At 64.6% G+C, this 18884-nt stretch carries 17 protein-coding genes; 4 read left to right on the plus strand and 13 right to left on the minus strand.

Features of this window, described 5'->3' with window-relative positions; translation table 11 throughout:
• Positions 1-83 precede the first annotated feature (83 nt).
• Positions 84-1331 (minus strand): class I SAM-dependent RNA methyltransferase, encoded by a 1248-nt coding sequence (locus tag AYK65_RS04390; RefSeq protein WP_026612932.1) that lies wholly within the window; start codon positions 1329-1331, stop codon positions 84-86.
• Positions 1328-2083, minus strand: coding sequence for a TlyA family RNA methyltransferase (locus tag AYK65_RS04395; protein WP_026612931.1), 756 nt, complete (start codon positions 2081-2083; stop codon positions 1328-1330). The genes AYK65_RS04390 and AYK65_RS04395 overlap by 4 nt, the downstream gene beginning before the upstream one ends.
• A gap of 242 nt (positions 2084-2325) precedes the next feature.
• Here AYK65_RS04395 and AYK65_RS04400 point away from each other — a divergent pair, with 242 nt between their 5' ends.
• On the plus strand, positions 2326-4248 hold the full coding sequence (locus tag AYK65_RS04400) for a methyl-accepting chemotaxis protein (RefSeq protein WP_046118449.1): 1923 nt from the start codon (positions 2326-2328) through the stop codon (positions 4246-4248).
• Between the two features lie 71 nt (positions 4249-4319).
• Here the strand turns inward: AYK65_RS04400 and dxs are convergent, their stop codons facing one another.
• From dxs to AYK65_RS04425, 5 genes are all read right to left on the minus strand, one after another.
• Complete coding sequence (dxs, locus tag AYK65_RS04405) at positions 4320-6233, minus strand: 1-deoxy-D-xylulose-5-phosphate synthase (protein WP_046118448.1); 1914 nt, start codon at positions 6231-6233, stop codon at positions 4320-4322.
• A 164-nt stretch (positions 6234-6397) separates the two neighbouring features.
• Complete coding sequence (locus AYK65_RS04410; protein ID WP_081157965.1) at positions 6398-7321, minus strand: pirin family protein; 924 nt, start codon at positions 7319-7321, stop codon at positions 6398-6400.
• 242 nt (positions 7322-7563) lie between these two features.
• Entirely contained in the window at positions 7564-7818 is a 255-nt protein-coding gene (locus AYK65_RS04415) for an exodeoxyribonuclease VII small subunit (protein ID WP_026612927.1), read from the minus strand.
• A 3-nt stretch (positions 7819-7821) separates the two neighbouring features.
• Positions 7822-8751: a histone deacetylase family protein gene (locus AYK65_RS04420; protein ID WP_081157966.1), complete on the minus strand. Its 930-nt coding sequence runs from the start codon at positions 8749-8751 to the stop codon at positions 7822-7824.
• 63 nt (positions 8752-8814) lie between these two features.
• Positions 8815-9783: a zinc-dependent alcohol dehydrogenase family protein gene (locus tag AYK65_RS04425; RefSeq protein WP_046118445.1), complete on the minus strand. Its 969-nt coding sequence runs from the start codon at positions 9781-9783 to the stop codon at positions 8815-8817.
• 14 nt (positions 9784-9797) lie between these two features.
• Between AYK65_RS04425 and AYK65_RS04430 the strand changes: the two genes are divergently transcribed.
• Entirely contained in the window at positions 9798-10199 is a 402-nt protein-coding gene (locus tag AYK65_RS04430; RefSeq protein WP_026612924.1) for an acyl-CoA thioesterase, read from the plus strand.
• Here AYK65_RS04430 and AYK65_RS04435 read toward each other — a convergent pair.
• Genes AYK65_RS04435 through AYK65_RS04455 form a run of 5 tightly spaced genes read right to left on the minus strand, consistent with a single transcriptional unit; the run spans position 10187 to position 14736 of the window.
• Positions 10187-11380: a thiolase family protein gene (locus tag AYK65_RS04435; RefSeq protein WP_046118444.1), complete on the minus strand. Its 1194-nt coding sequence runs from the start codon at positions 11378-11380 to the stop codon at positions 10187-10189. The genes AYK65_RS04430 and AYK65_RS04435 overlap by 13 nt on opposite strands.
• Entirely contained in the window at positions 11364-12857 is a 1494-nt protein-coding gene (locus AYK65_RS04440) for a class I adenylate-forming enzyme family protein (RefSeq protein ID WP_081157967.1), read from the minus strand. The genes AYK65_RS04435 and AYK65_RS04440 overlap by 17 nt, the downstream gene beginning before the upstream one ends.
• Before the next feature lie 4 nt (positions 12858-12861).
• Complete coding sequence (locus AYK65_RS04445; RefSeq protein ID WP_026612921.1) at positions 12862-13425, minus strand: biotin transporter BioY; 564 nt, start codon at positions 13423-13425, stop codon at positions 12862-12864.
• Positions 13426-13456: 31 nt separating this feature from the next.
• Positions 13457-14062, minus strand: coding sequence for a CbiQ family ECF transporter T component (locus tag AYK65_RS04450; protein WP_026612920.1), 606 nt, complete (start codon positions 14060-14062; stop codon positions 13457-13459).
• Entirely contained in the window at positions 14056-14736 is a 681-nt protein-coding gene (locus AYK65_RS04455) for an energy-coupling factor ABC transporter ATP-binding protein (protein ID WP_026612919.1), read from the minus strand. Before AYK65_RS04455 ends, AYK65_RS04450 begins: the two co-directional genes overlap by 7 nt.
• A 133-nt stretch (positions 14737-14869) precedes the next feature.
• Here AYK65_RS04455 and AYK65_RS04460 point away from each other — a divergent pair, with 133 nt between their 5' ends.
• Entirely contained in the window at positions 14870-16069 is a 1200-nt protein-coding gene (locus tag AYK65_RS04460; RefSeq protein ID WP_046118443.1) for a winged helix-turn-helix domain-containing protein, read from the plus strand.
• An 89-nt stretch (positions 16070-16158) separates the two neighbouring features.
• Complete coding sequence (tldD, locus tag AYK65_RS04465) at positions 16159-17574, plus strand: metalloprotease TldD (protein ID WP_081157968.1); 1416 nt, start codon at positions 16159-16161, stop codon at positions 17572-17574.
• A 7-nt stretch (positions 17575-17581) separates the two neighbouring features.
• On the opposite strand, the gene AYK65_RS04470 is transcribed toward tldD, so the two are convergent.
• Positions 17582-18826: a D-alanyl-D-alanine carboxypeptidase family protein gene (locus AYK65_RS04470; protein ID WP_046118441.1), complete on the minus strand. Its 1245-nt coding sequence runs from the start codon at positions 18824-18826 to the stop codon at positions 17582-17584.
• Positions 18827-18884 lie beyond the last annotated feature (58 nt).

Genomic DNA, 18884 nt, shown 5'->3' on the forward strand with positions numbered 1-18884 from the left:
TTTGTCCTTAAATCGGGTACGATTTAAGGACACGTGCAGTAGTCGCGTCGTTCCTGGACAGATGAACAGAAGCCCATGAGGGATCATTTCTCGACAGTCGCCACCGTTTCGACATGCGCCGACCAGAGGAATTGGTCGATCGGCGTTACCGATGTGATGCGGTAGCCGGCGGTGACGAGAATCGAGAGATCCCTAGCGAGCGTCACGGGGTTGCAGGAGACCGCAGCAATCTTCTTCACGCCCGAGCGGGCGAGTTCGTGACATTGCGCCTCGGCGCCGGCGCGGGGCGGGTCGAAGACGACGGCGTCGAAGGCTTTCAGTTCCTGCGCCATCATCGGTCGGCGGAAGAGGTCGCGCTTTTCGACCGTCACCGGCTTCAGGCCTTGCGTATTGCGCGCGGCGAAGTCCAGCGCCTTCAAGGCCCTGTCCTCGCCCTCGACGGCATGGACCCGTGCCGTTCGCGCTAGCCTCAGCGCGAAGGTGCCGATGCCTGCGAAAAGATCGGCGACGCGTTTCGCCTTGCCGATGTGGTCGAGCACGAGCCTCGCCATTGCTTCCTCGGCCGGCCGCGTCGCTTGCGTGAAGGCGCCGGGCGGCGGCGAAACCGTCACGCCACCGAAGTCTATCGTGGGCTTGACGGGTTCGACGATCACCTCGCCGTTGAGGCTGAGACGGGCGATGCCGCGCTCGCTGAGGACAGCCTCGACCGCCGCGCGTCTTTGCCGATCGTTGAGCTTGATGCCCTCGAAGGCGAGGTCGAGGCCGGTTGCCGTCTCCAATACGGTGATCCGGAACGGTTCGGCCGTGGAAGCCATCACGGAGGCGATCTTGCGGATCGTCGCAAGCCGCGACACGATGCCCGGGCTCGTGATGGGACATTCGCTAATCGCGACGATGTGGTGGCTTTGCGCCTGATTGTAGCCGAGCAGCAGTTCCTTTTCCGTGCGCCGGGCGGTGAAGACGGCGCGCCGCCGCTCGCCCGGCCGCGCGACGATCAGCGGTGCGACGTGCGGCGTCAGACCTTTCGACTTCAAGGCGTCGATGACGAGGTTGCGCTTGAAGGTGTGGTAGAGCGCGTCGGAGGCGTGCTGAAGCGAACAACCGCCGCAGGTGCCGTTGACCCCTTCCGGGCCGAAGTGACGGCACGGAGGCTCGACCCGCTCAGGGGAAACCTCCTTCAGCGAAATCAGCGTGCCCTGAGCCTTGTTGACCGCAAGTGCCACGGTCTCGCCGGGCAGCGTGAACGGTGCGTAGACAGGCCCGGCTTCAGTCTGTGCTATGCCATCTCCCTGTGCGCCGAGGCGGCTGATGGTTACGATCTCGGTGCTCATGGTTTCCGCCCCGCGAGGAGAAATTCCCTGTTGCCGTCACCGCCGGCAATGGGCGAGGGGACGAGGCCGAGGCTTTGCCAACCCATATCCTCGACGAGCCAGCGCTCCAGCTCGGCTGCGACGGCCGGCGCACTCTCCGGATCCTTGAGTAGGCCGGCCTTGCTGATCGCGTCCCGTCCCGCCTCGAACTGCGGTTTGACAAGCAGAATCGCGCGCGCACCGGCTTCGGCCAGCGCAAGCGCAGGCGGGAGCGCCAGTTTCAGCGAGATGAAGGAGACGTCAGACACGATCAATGTGATGGCGCGGTTGCCGATGTCCTCGGGGGCCAAGGACCTGGCGTTCAGTCCTTCGATATTCGTGACGCGCGGGTCCTCGGCGATGCGCGGGTGCATCTGTCCGTGGCCGACATCGATCGCCACCACATGCGCGGCGCCGCGCTTGAGAAGCACTTCCGTGAAGCCGCCCGTCGAAGCCCCGATGTCGAGGCAGGTCTCACCTGCCGGATCGAAGCCGAAATGGTCGAGCGCTGCTGCAAGCTTCAAGGCCGCACGGGAGACATAGGCTTGCGCCGGATCGTCGATGGCAATCGTCACGTCTTCGGCGAAGGGCGCCGCTGGCTTGGTCACGGTGCGGCCGTCGACCTTGACGGTTCCACGCTGGATCGCGTCACGTGCGCGGGCACGACTGGCCACCAATCCCTTGTTCAGGAGCAATTGATCGAGGCGGATCATCATCTGCGTTTCATTGGACATGGTTCGTCATCGCGCGTCGGGCGGCGCATTGCAAGGGAGCCGCATGAGCGCCAGTGAATTAAGCGAAATTAAATCAAAAGCTGCGATTGTTCGACCGCTGGCAAAGCCCTCCAGACGAACCATGATCGGTTCCGTTTCTCTGCCATACCCAATGTCTCTCGCGCCAACCGAAGCGGCCGGCCCTCCCACGGCGCCGATCCGGTTCGCGTGTCTGCATCCATTCCCGAAGCAGGGTCCCTCCCATGTCTCTGAAGAACATCTCCTTGAGCCGCAAACTCGGCCTGACCTTTTCGGCGCTGATTGCGCTTTTCCTGGTCGTGTCCGCGGTCGTCTATTCCAAAGCCGAATTCGCCAGGCAGGCATCGCTCCACCAGAGCCAGTCAGCGCGGCTCGTCACCCTCATCGACGAGGCGTCCCAGGCCATGCTGGAGCAAGCGGTCAATCTCCGCGGTTTCCTACTCTTCCGCAGCGACAGCACCTATAACGACGTCTTTGCCAATCGTGAGCGGATGGAAAAGAGCATTGCCGCCGCCCGCGAGGCGGCCTCCGGCGAGGCGCAGTTGCTGGCCCGTCTCGACAACATGCAGAAGGCGGCCGACGTCTATTTCAACGAACTCGCCAAGCCGCAGCTCGAGGCGCGCCGCACGACCGAAATGCCGATCCTCGAGGTCGTCGAGATCGGTCGCAAGGCAACGAAAGGCCAGCTCGACGCGTTTCGCGAGGCGGCCGCTGAGATCAAGCAGCAGGCGCGCGGCTGGTCGGCCGAGCAGGAGGCTCTGCAGGCGAACGCCACCTCGGTCCTGATGGCGGCGCTCGCGCTTGGTGCCGTCGCTGCAACTGTGGCGGCGGTCCTGATGGCCTGGATGCTTTCGCGCGCGATCGTGCGGCCGATCGTCGGCATGACGGGCGCCATGGGCCGCCTTGCCGGCGGTGATCACGATATCGATGTGCCCGCGCTCGACCGAAAGGACGAGGTCGGCCAGATGGCCCGCGCCGTGCTGGTCTTCCGCGAAGCCGCGGTCGAGAAGCTCCGGCTTTCCGGAGAGACAGAAAAGATGCGGAACGAGGCCGAAGCCGAGCGCAGCCGCTCGGATGCCGAAAAGACGCGCGAAGCGGCCGAGGTGCGCTTCGCGATGGAAGCGCTCGGTGCCGGGCTCACGGCGCTTGCGGAAGGCAATGTCGCCTATCGGATCGAGGCGCCCTTCGCCGACCGTCTCGATCCGTTGCGGATGAATTTCAACCAATCGCTTGAACGGCTTCAGGCGACGCTCCGCGCCGTCGGTGAGAACGCCGGTGCCATCAATGCCGGCGCCGCCGAAATCCGCGAAGCGGCAAACGATCTGGCGCGGCGCACCGAGCAGCAGGCTGCTTCCGTCGAAGAAACGGCGGCGGCGCTGGAGGAGATCACGACAACGGTGCGCGACTCGACGAAGCGCGCCGAAGATGCCGGCGTCCTCGTCGAGCGCACGCGGGCCGGAGCGGAAAAATCCGGCGAGGTCGTCCGCCGCGCCGTCAGCGCGATGCACGAGATCGAAAAGTCGTCGGGAGAAATCTCGAACATTATCGGGGTCATCGACGATATCGCGTTCCAGACCAACCTCCTGGCGCTCAATGCCGGCGTCGAAGCGGCGCGCGCGGGCGAGGCGGGCAAGGGCTTTGCCGTCGTCGCGCAGGAGGTGCGTGAACTTGCACAGCGCTCGGCCAATGCCGCCAAGGAAATCAAGGCGCTCATCATGACCTCCGGCGAGCAGGTGCGCGCCGGTGTCGGACTCGTCGGCGAGACGGGCGCGGCGCTGGAGACGATCGTCGCGGAGGTGCGCGAGATCAACCGCCATGTGAGCGCCATCGTCACTGCGGCACGCGAACAGTCGACCGGGCTGCAGGAGATCAATACGGCGGTTAATGCGATGGACCAGGGCACGCAGCAGAACGCTGCCATGGTCGAGCAGTCGACTGCCGCGAGCCATAGCCTTGCGCGTGAGGCCGCTGCCCTGGACGAGCTCATCGCCCAGTTCAAGCTCGGCGACCGCCGCCAGCCAGCCGTGGCAGCCGCTTCGCCGGCAGCAAAGCCGGTCGCGTCTCCCGCTCGGCAACTCGGCCAGAAGCTGAAGCGGTCCTTCGGCTCGGCTGCCGTTGCGCAGAGCCAGGACTGGACCGAATTCTGAGCGGCCCGTCGATCTCGGAAAACAAAAAGCCCGGCCGATCGGCCGGGCTTTCTGTTGAATGGAGTAATACGTCAGCCGGCGGCGCCGAGGCCGATGGTATGCTTCTGGCCGAGCGCCTTGAACACGGTCGAGACGATGCCGGCGCGATCGAGACCCGCATGCGCATACATCGCTTCGGGCTTCGCCTGTTCCATCCAGATGTCGGGCATCACAATCGGCCGCACCTTGAGACCGCCGTCAAGCAGGCCCTCTTCCGCAAGAAACTGCAGCACATGGCTGGCGAAGCCGCCGATCGCGCCTTCCTCGATGGTCACCAGCACCTCGTGATCGCGGGCAAGCCGGCGAATCAGGTCATGATCGAGCGGCTTGGCGAAGCGTGCGTCGGCGACTGTCGTCGAAAGACCGGCGGCATCCAGGTCTTCCGCCGCCAACAGACAGTCGGCAAGGCGCGTGCCGAACGAAAGCAGCGCTACCTTGGTGCCTTCCTTGAGGATCCGGCCCTTGCCGATTTCAAGGATGTCGCCCCGCTCCGGCAGCTCGACGCCCACGCCCTCACCGCGCGGATAGCGGAAGGAAATCGGCCCTTCGTCGTAAGCTGCGGCAGTACGCACCATGTGCTTGAGTTCCGCCTCGTCGGCGGCCGCCATCACCACGAAACCGGGCAGAGAGGCAAGATAGGTCGTATCGAACGAGCCAGCATGGGTCGGCCCGTCGGCACCGACGAAACCGGCGCGGTCGATCGGGAAACGCACCGGTAGGCCCTGGATCGCAACATCGTGGACGACCTGGTCGTAGGCCCGCTGCAGGAAGGTGGAATAGAGTGCCGCAAATGGCTTGTAACCTTCCGCCGCGAGGCCGGCGGCGAAGGTCACCGCATGCTGCTCGGCGATGCCCACATCGAAACAGCGCTTCGGATGAATGGTCGCGAACTTGTCGAGGCCGGTGCCGGACGGCATGGCGGCGGTGATCGCGACGATCTTGTCGTCGAGGTTCGCTTCCTGGATCAGCGCATCGGCGAACACTGAGGTATAGGCCGGGGCGTTGGGCTTTGCTTTCGCCTGAGCCCCGGTGATCACGTCGAATTTGTTGACGCCGTGGTACTTGTCGGCCGCGGCCTCGGCCGGCGGATAGCCCTTGCCCTTCTGGGTGACCACATGGATCAGGACGGGACCTTTGGCGTTGTCGCGCACGTTGCGCAGCACCGGCAGCAGGTGGTCGAAGGAGTGGCCGTCGATCGGGCCGATGTGGTAGAAGCCCATCTCCTCGAAGATCGTTCCGCCGGTGACGTAGCCGCGCGCATGCTCGACCGCACGGGTGATTGCGCGGTCGACCGTCTTGCCGAGATAGGCGGTGAGCTTCTTGCCGACTTCGCGAATGCCCATATAGGTCCGCCCGGAGGCGAGCCGCGCCAGATAGGCGCTCATCGCGCCCGTCGGCGGCGCGATCGACATGTCGTTGTCGTTGAGAATGACGATGAGGCGAGCGTCGAGCGCCCCGGCATTGTTGAGCGCCTCGAAGGCCATGCCGGCGGACATCGCACCATCGCCGATCACGGCGATCACATTGCGGGTCTTGCCGTCGAGCTCGGCGGCGACCGCCATGCCGAGACCGGCGGAGATCGAGGTCGAGGAATGTGCCGCACCGAAAGGGTCGTATTCGCTTTCGGCGCGGCGGGTGAAGCCGGAAAGCCCGCCTTCCTGGCGCAACGTGCGGATGCGGTCGCGCCGGCCGGTCAGGATCTTGTGCGGATAGCACTGGTGGCCGACATCGAAGATCAGTCGGTCGTGCGGCGTATCGAAGATCTTGTGGATGGCGATCGTCAATTCCACTACGCCGAGGCCGGCACCGAGATGACCGCCGGTGCGTGACACGGCGTCGATCATTTCCGCGCGCAGTTCGGCTGCCAATTGCGGCAGATCCCTGTCGTCGATCTTCTTCAGATCGTCGGGATACTTGACCTTATCGAGCAGGGGGGTCGCCGGCATCGGATTGGTTGGCAATTGTGTCACGCTGCATGCCTCATGCGCGCCAGCGCATGGGCGCGCGATCTGTTTGGGTCAAAAGAGTTCTTAGACGCTATTGCGGTTGAATGCAAAAATTAGGCTTTCCTGCGGCTTCAACCAAGGGCTTAACAGGAACTTAATGAAAATCAGCCCTGCGGCAAGGGTATGAACTCCTCCTCGTCGCCCGGCACGATATCGAAGCGCCCGGTGCGCCACTCTTCCTTAGCCTTGTCGATGCGCTCCTTCGACGACGAGACGAAATTCCACCAGATATGGCGCGGCGAGCCGAGCGCTGCTCCGCCGAAGAGCATGACGTGACAGCCGGAGGGGCCGGCCGTGACGGTGATTTCGTCCCCGGGACGGAAGACGAGGAGCTGGTTGTCGGCGAAATGGTCGCCGGCGATGATCGTTTCGCCGGAGAGGATATAGAGCGCACGCTCTGCCCATTTCGCGGCGAACGGTGCACTTTTGCCCGGTTCGATCATGAGATCGACGTAGATTGTATCGGTGAAGACCGAAACCGGCGAGTCGGCGCCCTCGTACGTGCCGATCACGACGCGCGCGCGAACGCCGCCGTCGGCAAGATGCGGCAGCATACGCTCTTCCGTGTGGGTGAAGATCGGATCGATCTCTTCCTTGTCGTCGGGCAGCGCCAGCCAAGTTTGCAATCCGGAAAGCGAACGCTCGTGTCCGCGCTGGTTCTCCGGCGAACGCTCGGAATGCACGATGCCCCGCCCGGCGGTCATCAGGTTCACGTCGCCGGGGCGGATCACCATCTCGGTGCCGAGGCTGTCACGGTGCTTGATCTCGCCGTCGAAGAGATAGGTGACAGTCGAAAGGCCGATATGCGGATGCGGCCGGACATCGATCGCCTCCCCGGCACGCAAGAGCGCCGGGCCCATCCGGTCGAAGAAGATGAAGGGACCGACGAGCCGCCGCCGCGCCGTCGGCAGGGCACGGCGCACCTGCAGGCCGCCGATATCGCTGGTGCGAGGAATGATCAGATGCTCGATGGCGTCGCAGGCGGGCTTGTCGCCGGCAAGCGGATCGGGACCAGGAAAGAAGGACATGGCGGTCGCTCCGGTTGTGGGGCTCAACTGGAGATTATCGTCAATGCGGGCCGTTCGATAGCGACAATCGGGAGACGCTGCGTTTCTCGGTGGATCATCGTTGATAAGAGGCCAAGCGCCGAAAGCTGCCCCTCACTCTAGCCCTCTCCCGCAGGCGGGGACGGGACTTAAAGGTCGCCGGAGAAGGTGCCGGCAGGCGGATGAGGGCGAAGGCTCGCAAGCGCCCCATCCGGCCAGAACCTTTACTGTTCCGCGTCGAGCGGCTCGACGCCCTGCGGCCGGCCGGCACGGTCGAGGCGGATCTTCTCGATACGGTCCTCGGCCGCCTTCAACAGGGTCTCACAATGCTTCTTCAGGGCTTCTCCCCGCTCGTATATCTCGATTGACTTGTCGAGCGCCACGTCGCCGCGTTCGAGTGCCGAGACGATGCGCTCCAACTCCTCGACCGCCTGCTCGAAGGAGAGGGCAGTTACGTCCGGTTGCGTCGTGGTGTTCATCAATTACCCTCTCATTAGTCTCAGAATATGCAGGCCGGCCGACTCGGCGAGCCCCTGCAGGTCGTAGCCGCCCTCGAGCGAGCTGACGATGCGGTTGCCCGCGCTTTTGCCGGCAACGTCCATCAGGCGCCCCGTCGCCCAGTCGAAATCTTCGGCCACCAGATTGAGCTGCGCCAACGGATCGCGGTGATGGGCGTCGAAACCGGCGGAAATCAAAATGAAATCGGGCCGGAAATTCTCGATGGCCGCGAGCACCCGCGTGCGGAAGGCGTCGCGGAAATGCTCGCTGCTGCTGTTGGGGGGAAGCGGCGCATTGACGATATTGTGCCTTACGCCCGTTTCGTCTTTGGTCCCTGTGCCGGGATAAAGCGGCATCTGGTGGGTCGAGCAAAAGAGGACGGACGGGTCGTCCCAGAAGATATCCTGCGTACCGTTGCCGTGGTGGACGTCCCAGTCGATGATGGCGACGCGCTCCGCCCCATGTGCCCTCTGCGCGTGGCGTGCGGCGATCGCCACCGTGTTGAAGAAGCAGAAGCCCATCGCCTTGTCTTTTTCGGCGTGGTGGCCCGGCGGGCGTGCTGCGATGAAGGCGTTGTCCGCCTCGCCGGCGAAGATTGCGTCTACTGCCTGAACGGCACCGCCAATGCCGGTCAATGCCGCCTCGAGACTCATCGGGCTCGCATAGGTGTCTGCCTCGATCTGGTTGATGTCGTCGTCCGGAATGGCACGCTTGATCGACCGCAGATGCTCTTCGGTATGGGCGAGCAGCACGAGATCCTCGTCGCACCGCAACGCTTCGATCCGCTTCAACTCCGCGAAATTCGGATGCTCGAGCGCGAGGTTCAGCGCCTTCAGCCGATCCGGCCGCTCGGGGTGCCCCTCGGGAACCTCGTGCTCCAGGAAGACCGGGTTTTCGTAAAGATGCGTGGCCATGTGCGCAAAGCTAGTGCGCGCACCTGTCAAAATCCATGGCGGCGACGGCAAAAGTTCCGATTTTCAACAGCGCGGATCAAGCAGGATCTTGCCGTCGCGATGCTGATTGTGCTGGTGCGCGAGCGCGTCTGCGAGCCGGCTCAAGGGATAGATCGCGGCGACCGGGCTTTCGAAGAGGCCGTTGCCGATGCCTTCGAAGCTTCGGGCGAAGGCGGCATCGAGCGCGTCGCGGCCGGCGGAATGCACCCAGGTCCGGAGCCACAGGAAGGCGAAGCGCACGTCGGGACGGGCGGCGATTGCTGCCTGCGGTACCGGCACGCCGCTCAGCGCGCCGTACTGGATGAAGGCTCCGCCCGTATCGACAGACCGGCCGATCAACGCGCCCGCAAAGGGGCCGCCAACGGCATCGAGCACGGCGTCAAATCTGGTGCCTGCGGGGAGATCGCCGCCGTCCGCGACGAGGATCCGGTGCGTTCCGCCAACACGGACGCGGCTTTTCTCGCTGCGAAGGATGGCCATCGGCACCATCCCCTCGAGCGACAGCAGCTTCATCAGCATGCCGCCGATCGCCGAGCCTGCCGCGGTCACGCCGACGCTCAAGCCCACGAGCGAACCGAAATGCGCGCGCAGGGCCTCGACGAGTCTCAGCGCCGTCAGCGGGTTGACGTAGCTCATCGCCGCCTGCCTGTCGTCGATCCCGTCCGGCACGCGAAAGCACCATTCGGCCGGGCGGACGAGAAAATGCTGCCACAGCCCGCTTGCACCGATCGGAACGACTCGGTCTCCAGCCTTAAGGTCCCGCACGTCGGGCCCGACGCGGCTGACGGTGCCCACGCCTTCGAAGCCCGGTACGAAAGGTAAGGTCGTACGTGCGCTGTAAGCCCCGGTGACAGGAATCAGATCCGACGGATTGATCGCAGCGAGCGAAATCTCGACCTCGACCTCGCCGGCCCCCGGTTCCCGGCGCGGCGCTTCCACGAGTTCGATGACTTGTTTGGGATCGCCAAACTGTCTAACGAGTGTGGAGCGCATGGTGAGGGCCTCGCATGGACGGCAGAGAGCGGGAAAACGTCACGGAAATCCGCATTCCGTTTCGCGATATAGACATGCACGGCCACATGCACAATGCGGCCTATTACGCGCATGCGGAGGCAGCGCTCGCCAATATGTGGCGGCATCGGCCGGCGGTCGAAAAGGAACCCGCCTACCTCGTCCGCCGCTCAGGCTGCATCTTCCATCGCGGCCTGCGTTTCGACGAACCGGCGCGCTTCACCGTCACGGTCGCGAAGCTTGGCGGCAGTTCCGTGAGCTTTGCCGTGCGCGTCGAGACCGGGGATCGGCTTTCGGCGGAAGTCGAGATCGTCTGGGTCGCCGTCGATCCCGGAAAGCATCAGCCGGTGCAACTGCCGACAGCGACCCGGGAATGGCTTGCCGGCTACGCCGGCTGATCCGGCCCTATGCTGCTGAAATGGGCGACGACGCCCATGCCGCCGCCGATGCCCATCATCGCCAGGCCCTCCCTGTCCGGGCCGGCCACGAGCATCTGCGAGAACAGCCGGACGACGAGGATCGCACCGGAGGCGCCGTAGGGGTGGCCGAGCGCGATCGCACCGCCGTCGCGATTGACGCGTGCAGGCGAAATGTCGAGTCGGTCGAGACTGCCGAGGACCTGCGAGGCGAAGGCCTCGTTGAATTCGATGAAGTCGATATCCGCGAGGTCGAGCGCGGGATTGCGCGCGCGAAGCTTCGCCATGGCGGGGACGGGACCGAGACCGAGCAGGTTCGGATCGACCCCGGCTGTAGCTGCGTCGATGAATTGGAGCACAAAGGGAACGCCGAGGCGGCGCGCTTCGGCGAGCGACGTCACCAGCACCATGGCTGCGCCGTCGTTGATGGGGCAGGCGTTGCCGGCAGTGACGGTGCCCCCCGGAACGAAAGCCGGCTTCAGCCGGGCAAGCGTCTCGGCGGAGGCGTTGGGGCGGGGGCACTCGTCCGTCACGATCGACCCGGCCTGCGTCGGCACCGGCACGATCTCACGCGCGAAGCGCCCCGCCACTGCGGCCGCAACGGCCCGGCGATGGCTTTCGAGCGCAAACAGATCCTGCCGCTCGCGCGAGATGCCGCAGGCGATCGCGACATTCTCCGCCGCAACGCCCATGTCCGGATCGCCGATGAAGTCGGGAGCCATCCGTGCGCGCTTCACCGGCTGCGGCTCCTCGCCGCGCGCAAGCGGCGGCCGAAGCCGGATATGGGCGCGGCTGGCGCTCTCGGTGCCGCCGGCGAGATAGAAGCGGCCCGCGCCCGCCTGGACCTGCCGCGCCGCAAGGATGATCGCTTCCAGCCCCGAGCCGCATTGACGATCGACCGTCACGCCGGGGATGGAAACGGGCAGCCGGGCCTCGAGCGCGGCGAGGCGGGCGAGATTGCCGGCGCTGTTGGCGGCATTGCCGATGAGGACGTCGTCGATCTCGGACCGGTCGATGCCGACATCGGCGACGATCCTTTCGATCAGCAGGGCAGCAAGGCTCGCGGGCTCGACCGTGGAGAGACTGCCGTTGACGCGCCCGATCGGCGTGCGCAGCGCGGCGACGACGACCGGCGTTCGAGCCGGATCAGATGAGACGTTCAAGGGCACCGTTCTCCTCCGCGATCCATTGCCGGAGCTCCTTGGCGGCGATCTTGCCCGAGGCGGTCATCGGCATCTCCCGGCAGAGCCAGATCTTGCGCAGATGCTTGTAGCGCGGCAGGGCGGCGGCAAGTTGACGTTCCAGCGCCGCGCGCACGAAACCGCCGTTCGGCTGGATCACCGCCGCAAGCTCTTGGCCGAGATCGGGATGGTCGAGGCCAAGGACAAGGACGGAGCTCACGCCCGGGACCGTCAGGATCACGGCCTCGATCTCTGACGGATAGACATTGTTGCCGCCCGAGAGCACCATGCCGCCCGAGCGGCCGATGAGATGGAGCGTGCCGTCGTCACTCAGGAAACCGACATCGCCGACGGTGGCGAGCGTACCCTCTCGCTGAAACCCTACGCCATCGCCGCCGGCAATGTAGCCGTCCGAAATCAGCCCGCTTTCGACGAAAATCGTTCCGGTCTCTCCCGGCGGAAGGGTCCGTCCACGGTCGTCGAGGATCGCCAGCCGGACGCCGGGAAACGCCTTGCCGACAGCGGTAGCCGAATGATCATCGCCCGCGCCGGAGACCGTGATGAAGCCGAGTTCCGATGCGCCATAATATTCAACGATCTCCGCCGCAGGAAAGGCGTGGACGGCCGCTTGGCGGTCTGTCGGCGTGAGCTTGGCACCGGCGACGGTGATCTTTTCGACGGAGCGCAATTCCCTGCCGTCGGCCTGCTCGCATAGCCGCCGCAGCATCGTCGGCACTAGTACGAGCCGCTGCGCCCGCCTGCTCGCGATAACGTCGAGCGCCCGGCGTGGCTCGAAATGCCGGGCTCCGATGAATTCGGCCCCGGCCGTCAGGCACTCGGCAAGCGCATAGAGCGCCAGACCATGCGCCAGTGGTCCCGGCGCATAGGTCGTCGTTTCCGGTCCGAGCCCGAAAAACCGCTGACCGGTTTCGAGGCTCACGCGCCAGGACCTGCGGTCACGGATGATGGATTTCGGATCGCCGGTAGTGCCGGAGGTGAGAACGACGAGGAAGGGCTCGGCCCCGTCGCCGACGCCGATCACCGAAGAGCCGGCGAAGGCATCGAGCGAATGCGTTCGCCCCGCCGAGGGCACGTCCAGATCCAGAAGCTCGCCCTCGGCGCGGACGACGACGTCGGGCCGCAATTGTTCCTTCATCCGCCGGCGTGTCGCTTCCGGCAGATGCGGATCGATGAGCGCGGCGCAATTGCCGGCCGCTGTGGCGGCGACGAAGGCGGCGGCAAAGAGCGGATGATTGCCGGTTTCGATCGCGATCAAGCGTGCGCCACCGGCAAGGACGCTTGGCTGCCTCGCCTCTATCGCCGATCGTTCGATCGCATGGAGGATACGGCCGGCCTCTGCGGCAAGCTCCGCAAACGTGAAAACCCGGCCCTCCATACGGAAGGCCGGGCAATGCGGGCGTTCGCTCGCATGACGCGTGATTGCCTCGGCAAGCGGCATTGCCTCAGACGCGTGCCGGCAGCAGCGGATAGCCGGCGTAGACGGCGCGGGCGGCGAGCGTCGCGATCGCCGCCTTCAGGAGGTCGCCCGGGATGAAGACGAGCGAGCCGGTTGCTGCCGCGATGAGCGGCGTACCGGTGACCGTTGCAAGCCACGGAACGCCGATCGCGTAGAGCACGACAATGCCGCCGATGACGGAGGCGAGGAAGAAGCCAACGAACTGGCGCCCTTCCGAATTTCCCGGATGCACGAAGCGCTCAGCGATCAGGCCGGTGACGAAAGCGGCGACCGCCCAGCCGAGGATGAAGCCGCCCGAAGGGCCGGCGAAGACGGCGAGCCCGCCGCGGCCGCCGGAGAGCGCCGGCAGGCCGATGGCGACGAGCAGAACGAACAGGAGGAAGGCGAGCGCGCCGCGCTTGGCGCCGATGATGCAGCCCGCGAGCATGACTCCCATCGACTGCGCGGTGATCGGAACGGGAATGAAGCCGAGTGTGATCGGCGGAATAAGGCCGAGCACGACGACGATTGCGGCGAAGAGCGCGACGAGGACGAGATCTCTGGTGTTCATGTGGTCCTACCCTTTATTAGAAATCGCGAATTCATTGACGACGAAAACCTCGGGCGTCAATGGCCGCGGCGATCGTATCCGCATCTTTCAATGTGAGAATGATCAGTGGTCCGATGATCGTCAGCGGTCGGATCGGCAGCCCCCGCGCGCGGTGCGCCTCGCTGATTGCCTCATAGCGGGCAAAGATATCGGGAACGAAGCGCAATACCAGACCGAGCGCGAGGCTGACGTCGGCCGCCCGCAAGAGGCCGAGGCGCTCCAGCGGTTTGAGGAGGATCGTCACCTCGTCCATGAAGGCGCCGATCGTCGCCGTCGCCGTGACGGCCGCGGCGAAGAGCACGAGGGCCATCAGCCGCAGGACCAGGGCGACGACCTCCGGGACAGGAATGAGGAAGAGGTTGACCGCGGCAAGAACTAGGATGGTGAAAACGACGAAGCCGACGCGCGACAGCGCCTGGCGCGGCGTCAAGCCGAGGGAGAGATAGAGGCCGCCGCAGAGGAGAAAGGCAGGCAGCAGCAGAAGCGGCGAGTTCGTGACGAAAAGCCCGAGGCTCAAGACGAGGAGAGCGATCAGCTTCGCCCGTACCGCCACGCGGTGGAACCAGCTTCCACCCTCGACATAGAGGCTCGTCAGCATCCGGCGACCTCGTGATAGCGTCGGATGGTCTCTGCGGGCGAGCCATCGGCAACGAGCCTGCCCTCATGAAAGAGCAGGAGCCGCTCGACACCTTCGACAAGCGCCAGATCATGTGTGATGACGATCGTGTCTTCGTCGAGCGCCTCGATCGTTTCGGCGACCATCCGGCGGTTGCGAAGGTCGAGCTGATTGGTGGGCTCGTCGAGGATCAGGATCTTCGGTCCGGTGACGACGACGCTCGCCAAGGCGACGAGCTGCGTTTCGCCTCCCGAAAGCTCGTGCACGCGCCTTCTTGCGAGATGGCTGACGCCGAAGCGCGCCAGCACCGCTTCCGTGCGCAACGAAATTTCTTTCGATGGCAGACCGCGATTCTTGAGGCCGAAGGCGATATCGTCGGAAACGATCGGCATGATCAACTGGTGCTGCGGATTCTGGAAGATGAAGCCGGCCTCTGCGAGCACGGCACGATCGTCTTTGATCGTATCGAGTCCGTTCACCGTGACGCGGCCTGTGCTCGGCTTGACGAGCCCGTTGATCAGCCGCGCGAAGGTCGTCTTGCCGGAGCCGTTGAGGCCGATGATGCCGATTCGCCGTTCACTGAGCGCGAGGGTCAGGGGGTTAAGCGCGACCCGTTCGCCGAAGCTGACCGAGCAATCGGTAAAGCGGATATCCAATCCTTGATTCCTCGCGAATTTTCGTGATCGCTCTATAGGGCAAATGGATCGGCGAGAGCAATGCGCCTCGGCTGCATCGCTTTGCGATCGAAGTGCGTTTGATATATGGGAATAAAAGCCTATTCTTTCCGCCATGACGATTCGTCTTTCCAACCGTGATGCTCGACGCATCTTTCTCGCTAAGCAGGGCCTTTCAGGCGCGCCGCATCGCGCGCTCGGCAAGGATGGTTTGCTGCGGCTGATCCACGACATTGGCTTCGTGCAGGTCGACAGCATTGCGACCGTCGAGCGCGCCCATCATCAGATCCTTTTTTCGCGCAACCAGACCTATCGCCGCGAGCATCTGGCCGAGCTTTTGGAAAAGGACGGCGAGCTCTTCGAGCACTGGACGCACGACGCCTCCATCATCCCGAGCGCCTTCTTCGTTTATTGGAAGCACCGGTTCAAATGGGAAAGCGAAACGCTGCGCGAGCGCTGGCGCAAATGGCGAGGCGAGGGCTTCGATGCGGGCTGCGACGAAACCTACGCGAGGATCGCGGCCAATGGTGCGGTAATGGCGCGCCACCTGAAGGAAGATGGTCACGAGTCCGGCGGTTGGTGGAACTGGCACCCGTCGAAGACGGCCCTCGAAGTGCTTTGGCGGCAGGGCAAGCTTGCGATCGCCCGGCGCGAGAATTTCCAGAAGGTCTATGATCTGACCGAACGCGTCATCCCGACGCGTCATTACGAAGGCGATGTAAGCCATGCTGAGTTCGTCGACTGGGCCTGCCGCAGCGCGCTCGAACGGTTGGGGTTCGCGACCCATGGCGAGATCGCTGCCTTCTGGGACCTCGTATCGCCCGACGAGGCCAAGGCCTGGGTCGCCGCCCATCGCGATGAGCTGTGCGATATCGTCATCGAGTCCGCCAATGGCGGCCGGCCGCGCCCGTCTTACGCTTTCGCCGGCTTCCCGGACAATCTCGGCGACATTCCCGATCCGCCCGGGCGCATCCGGGTGCTAAGTCCGTTCGACCCCCTGCTGCGCGACCGGAACCGGACCGAACGCCTCTTCGATTTCTTCTACCGCATCGAGGTTTTCGTGCCGGAGGCGAAACGCGAGTACGGCTATTATGTCTTTCCGCTACTCGAAGGCGACCGGCTGATCGGCCGTATCGACATGAAGGCCGACCGCAAACGCGGAACCCTCGACGTGCGCCGGCTCTGGTTGGAAAAGGGTGTCAAGGCATCGTCGGGCCGCATGGAAAAGCTCATGGCCGAGCTTGATCGTATCGCCCGTTTCACCGGCGTCGAGGAGGTTGCTCTCCTCGAAGGCTGGAACGCTGGCCTTGCGTGACCAATCTTTTCGTGGCCTGTTTTTTCTTGGCTTGCGGCGCCGCGCTCCCTAAATGGAGCCAGTAATCCCTCACGACGCGGAGCAGAACCATGGACACCAATCTGATGAGCCTCTTCGATGCGGACGAGGCAACAGTCCGCAAGGTTCTTTCCGAGACGCTTGCCGGAGCGGACGACGGCGAGCTCTTCCTGGAACATGCCCAGGCGGAGGTGCTCTCCTTCGACAACGGTCGCCTGAAGGGCGGCAGCTTCAACACCGACCAGGGTTTCGGCCTTCGTGCAGTCGCCGGCGAGGCCGTCGGCTACGCTCATGCCGGCGAACTGTCGCTTGCGGCCTTGAGGCGGGCGGCTGACGCCGTGGGGCAGGTGACCCGCGGTTATTCCGGCTCCTACGCCGCCGCGCCGCAGCGCACCAACAAGAAGCTCTACGGCGACGAGAATCCGATCGGCGAGCCGACCTTCGAGGCCAAGGTGACGCTTCTTCAGGAGATCGATACCTATCTGCGCGCCAAGGAGCCCAAGGTCCGGCAGGTGACGGCGACGATCGCCGCAAGCTGGCAGGTGGTGGATATCCTGGGAGCCGACGGCCATCGCGTCCATGATGTACGGCCGATGACGCGGATCAACATCTCGGTCGTCGTGGGCGAGGGCGATCGGCAGGAAACCGGATCGTTCGGCATTGGCGGACGGCGCGGCTTCGGGGATCTCGTTGTCGAGGAGAATTGGAAGCGTGGTGCGGACGAAGCGCTGAGGCAGGCGCTGGTCAATCTCGAAGCGATCGACGCGCCGGCCGGCACCATGGATGTCGTGCTTGCCTCCGGTTGGCCGGGCGTGATGCTGCACGAAGCGGTCGGCCACGGCCTCGAAGGCGATTTCAACCGCAAGAAGACATCGGCCTTTGCCGGGCTCCTGGGCGAGCAGGTCGCGGCAAAGGGCGTCACCGTCGTCGACGACGGCACGATCGAGGCGCGGCGCGGTTCGATCTCGATCGACGACGAGGGGACCCCCTCCGGCTACAACGTCTTAATCGAGGACGGAAAGCTCGTCGGCTATATGCAGGACCGGCAGAATGCGCGGCTGATGGGCATGAAGGCGACCGGCAACGGCCGTCGCCAAGGCTATGCTCATGTGCCGATGCCGCGCATGACCAACACCTACATGCTTGCCGGCGACCGCGGCCCCGATGAGATCATCTCGTCGGTGAAGAAAGGCATCTACGCCGTCTCCTTCGGCGGCGGCCAGGTGGATATCACCTCCGGCAAGTTCGTGTTCGGCTGCACCGAGGCCTACCTGATCGAGAACGGCAAGGTTGGCGCACCGGTCAAGGGGGCGATGCTCATCGGCAACGGTCCGGATGCAATGAAGCGGGTGACGATGGTGGGCAACGATACGAAGCTCGACACAGGCATCGGTAATTGCGGCAAGGCCGGTCAATGGGTGCCCGTCGGCGTAGGCCAGCCGCATCTCAGGATGGATCAGATCACCGTCGGCGGCACGCAGGCGTGAACCCGCTCTACCCCCGGTCGGGGAGCAGGGTGCACTTATAGGATCGCTTTCTCAGGATATCGCAGGCGGTGGCCGCCGCCTCACGGCTGGCAAAGCCCACGAAGCCCACACTATAGCGATCGGCTCCGCTAGAGCCAGCGGCTTTGGTGTGGGGGGTCGCACCGAGAAGGGCAGCGCCGCCGGCCGACTGCGCTTCGACGAGGATCTTGCGCGCGCCTTCCTCGGTCGGCGCGGTGGAAATCTGAATCTGCCAATAGCCGTTCGCGGCTGGTTTGACGTCCGTATCGGCACTCAGGGCCGTGGGCCGATCCGCCGGCACCACCGTTTGCGTCGAAGCGGCGATGATCGCGGCCGTTGCATCTTCGCCTGCGGGTGTCGTGCCCAGATAGGAGAGCGACACGCCGGGCAATGTCGCGACCTCGACCGGGCGCCGCTGTCTGGCCGTGGCGACATTCGTTTGCCCGGCCCGCCCGAGGTGCTGGTCGAGCATCGCGGCCATCTTGTCGTCCCGGCTCTTCGCCGACCGTCCGCCAAGCACCACGCCGACGATGCGGCGGCTGCCGTCGCTGACCGCACTCACCAAATTATAACCGGAAGCCCTGGTATAGCCCGTCTTGATCCCGTCCATACCCTGGTAGCGGTACATCAGATTGTTGTGGCCGCGGATGACACGGCCGCGGAAGCGGAAGCTTCCGGCCGCAAACATGCGGTATTCCCGTGGGTAATGCCTCATGAGGGCGACGGCTAATTTTGCCATATCGCGCGCCGTGGTGACCTGCTGGCTCGCGGGCAGGCCCGAAGCGTTGACGAAGAACGTGCGGGTCATGCCAAGCTGGCGGGCTTTTGCGTTCATGATGCGAGCAAAAGCCTCCTCGGATCCTCCGAGCCGCTCGGCGACCGCCGCGGCGGCATCATTGGCCGAGCGGACGATCATGCCGTAGACGGCCTCTTCGACGGTGATCGTCTCGCCTGCCCTGACGCCGAGCTTCGTCGGTGGCTTGCGCGCGGCCGTCTGAGACATGGGCAAAGGAGTACTCCAGGCGATCTGGCCACGGTGCAGCGCCTCGAAGGTCAGGTAGAGCGTCATCATCTTGGTCAGCGACGCCGGATGATTGAGCGTATCGGCATTTTCAGCAGAGAGAATCCGGCCTGTCCGGACATCTAGAACGAGGGAGGCGTTGCCGGCCATTGCCTGCATGGTACCGAAGAGAAAAGCGGCGATCGCCGCCAAGACAAACCGGAACCGCGTCATCGGATTTCCCCCTCATGCGAACGTGCGGCCGAGAGCGGCATACAGCGCCGCGCGTCTT

Origin of the sequence: Ensifer aridi, assembly GCF_002078505.1 — a bacterium.
Lineage (GTDB): Bacteria > Pseudomonadota > Alphaproteobacteria > Rhizobiales > Rhizobiaceae > Sinorhizobium > Sinorhizobium aridi.

Bases quoted from the DNA above. Each gene is read 5' to 3' on its own strand.
- AYK65_RS04390 (WP_026612932.1), bottom strand. From the start codon at position 1,331: ATGAGCACCGAGATCGTAACCATCAGCCGCCTCGGCGCACAGGGAGAT.
- AYK65_RS04395 (WP_026612931.1), bottom strand. From the start codon at position 2,083: ATGTCCAATGAAACGCAGATGATGATCCGCCTCGATCAATTGCTCCTG.
- AYK65_RS04400 (WP_046118449.1), top strand. From the start codon at position 2,326: ATGTCTCTGAAGAACATCTCCTTGAGCCGCAAACTCGGCCTGACCTTT.
- dxs (WP_046118448.1), bottom strand. From the start codon at position 6,233: ATGCCGGCGACCCCCCTGCTCGATAAGGTCAAGTATCCCGACGATCTG.
- AYK65_RS04410 (WP_081157965.1), bottom strand. From the start codon at position 7,321: ATGTCCTTCTTTCCTGGTCCCGATCCGCTTGCCGGCGACAAGCCCGCC.
- AYK65_RS04415 (WP_026612927.1), bottom strand. From the start codon at position 7,818: ATGAACACCACGACGCAACCGGACGTAACTGCCCTCTCCTTCGAGCAG.
- AYK65_RS04420 (WP_081157966.1), bottom strand. From the start codon at position 8,751: ATGGCCACGCATCTTTACGAAAACCCGGTCTTCCTGGAGCACGAGGTT.
- AYK65_RS04425 (WP_046118445.1), bottom strand. From the start codon at position 9,783: ATGCGCTCCACACTCGTTAGACAGTTTGGCGATCCCAAACAAGTCATC.
- AYK65_RS04430 (WP_026612924.1), top strand. From the start codon at position 9,798: ATGGACGGCAGAGAGCGGGAAAACGTCACGGAAATCCGCATTCCGTTT.
- AYK65_RS04440 (WP_081157967.1), bottom strand. From the start codon at position 12,857: ATGCCGCTTGCCGAGGCAATCACGCGTCATGCGAGCGAACGCCCGCAT.
- AYK65_RS04445 (WP_026612921.1), bottom strand. From the start codon at position 13,425: ATGAACACCAGAGATCTCGTCCTCGTCGCGCTCTTCGCCGCAATCGTC.
- AYK65_RS04450 (WP_026612920.1), bottom strand. From the start codon at position 14,062: ATGCTGACGAGCCTCTATGTCGAGGGTGGAAGCTGGTTCCACCGCGTG.
- AYK65_RS04460 (WP_046118443.1), top strand. From the start codon at position 14,870: ATGACGATTCGTCTTTCCAACCGTGATGCTCGACGCATCTTTCTCGCT.
- tldD (WP_081157968.1), top strand. From the start codon at position 16,159: ATGGACACCAATCTGATGAGCCTCTTCGATGCGGACGAGGCAACAGTC.
- AYK65_RS04470 (WP_046118441.1), bottom strand. From the start codon at position 18,826: ATGACGCGGTTCCGGTTTGTCTTGGCGGCGATCGCCGCTTTTCTCTTC.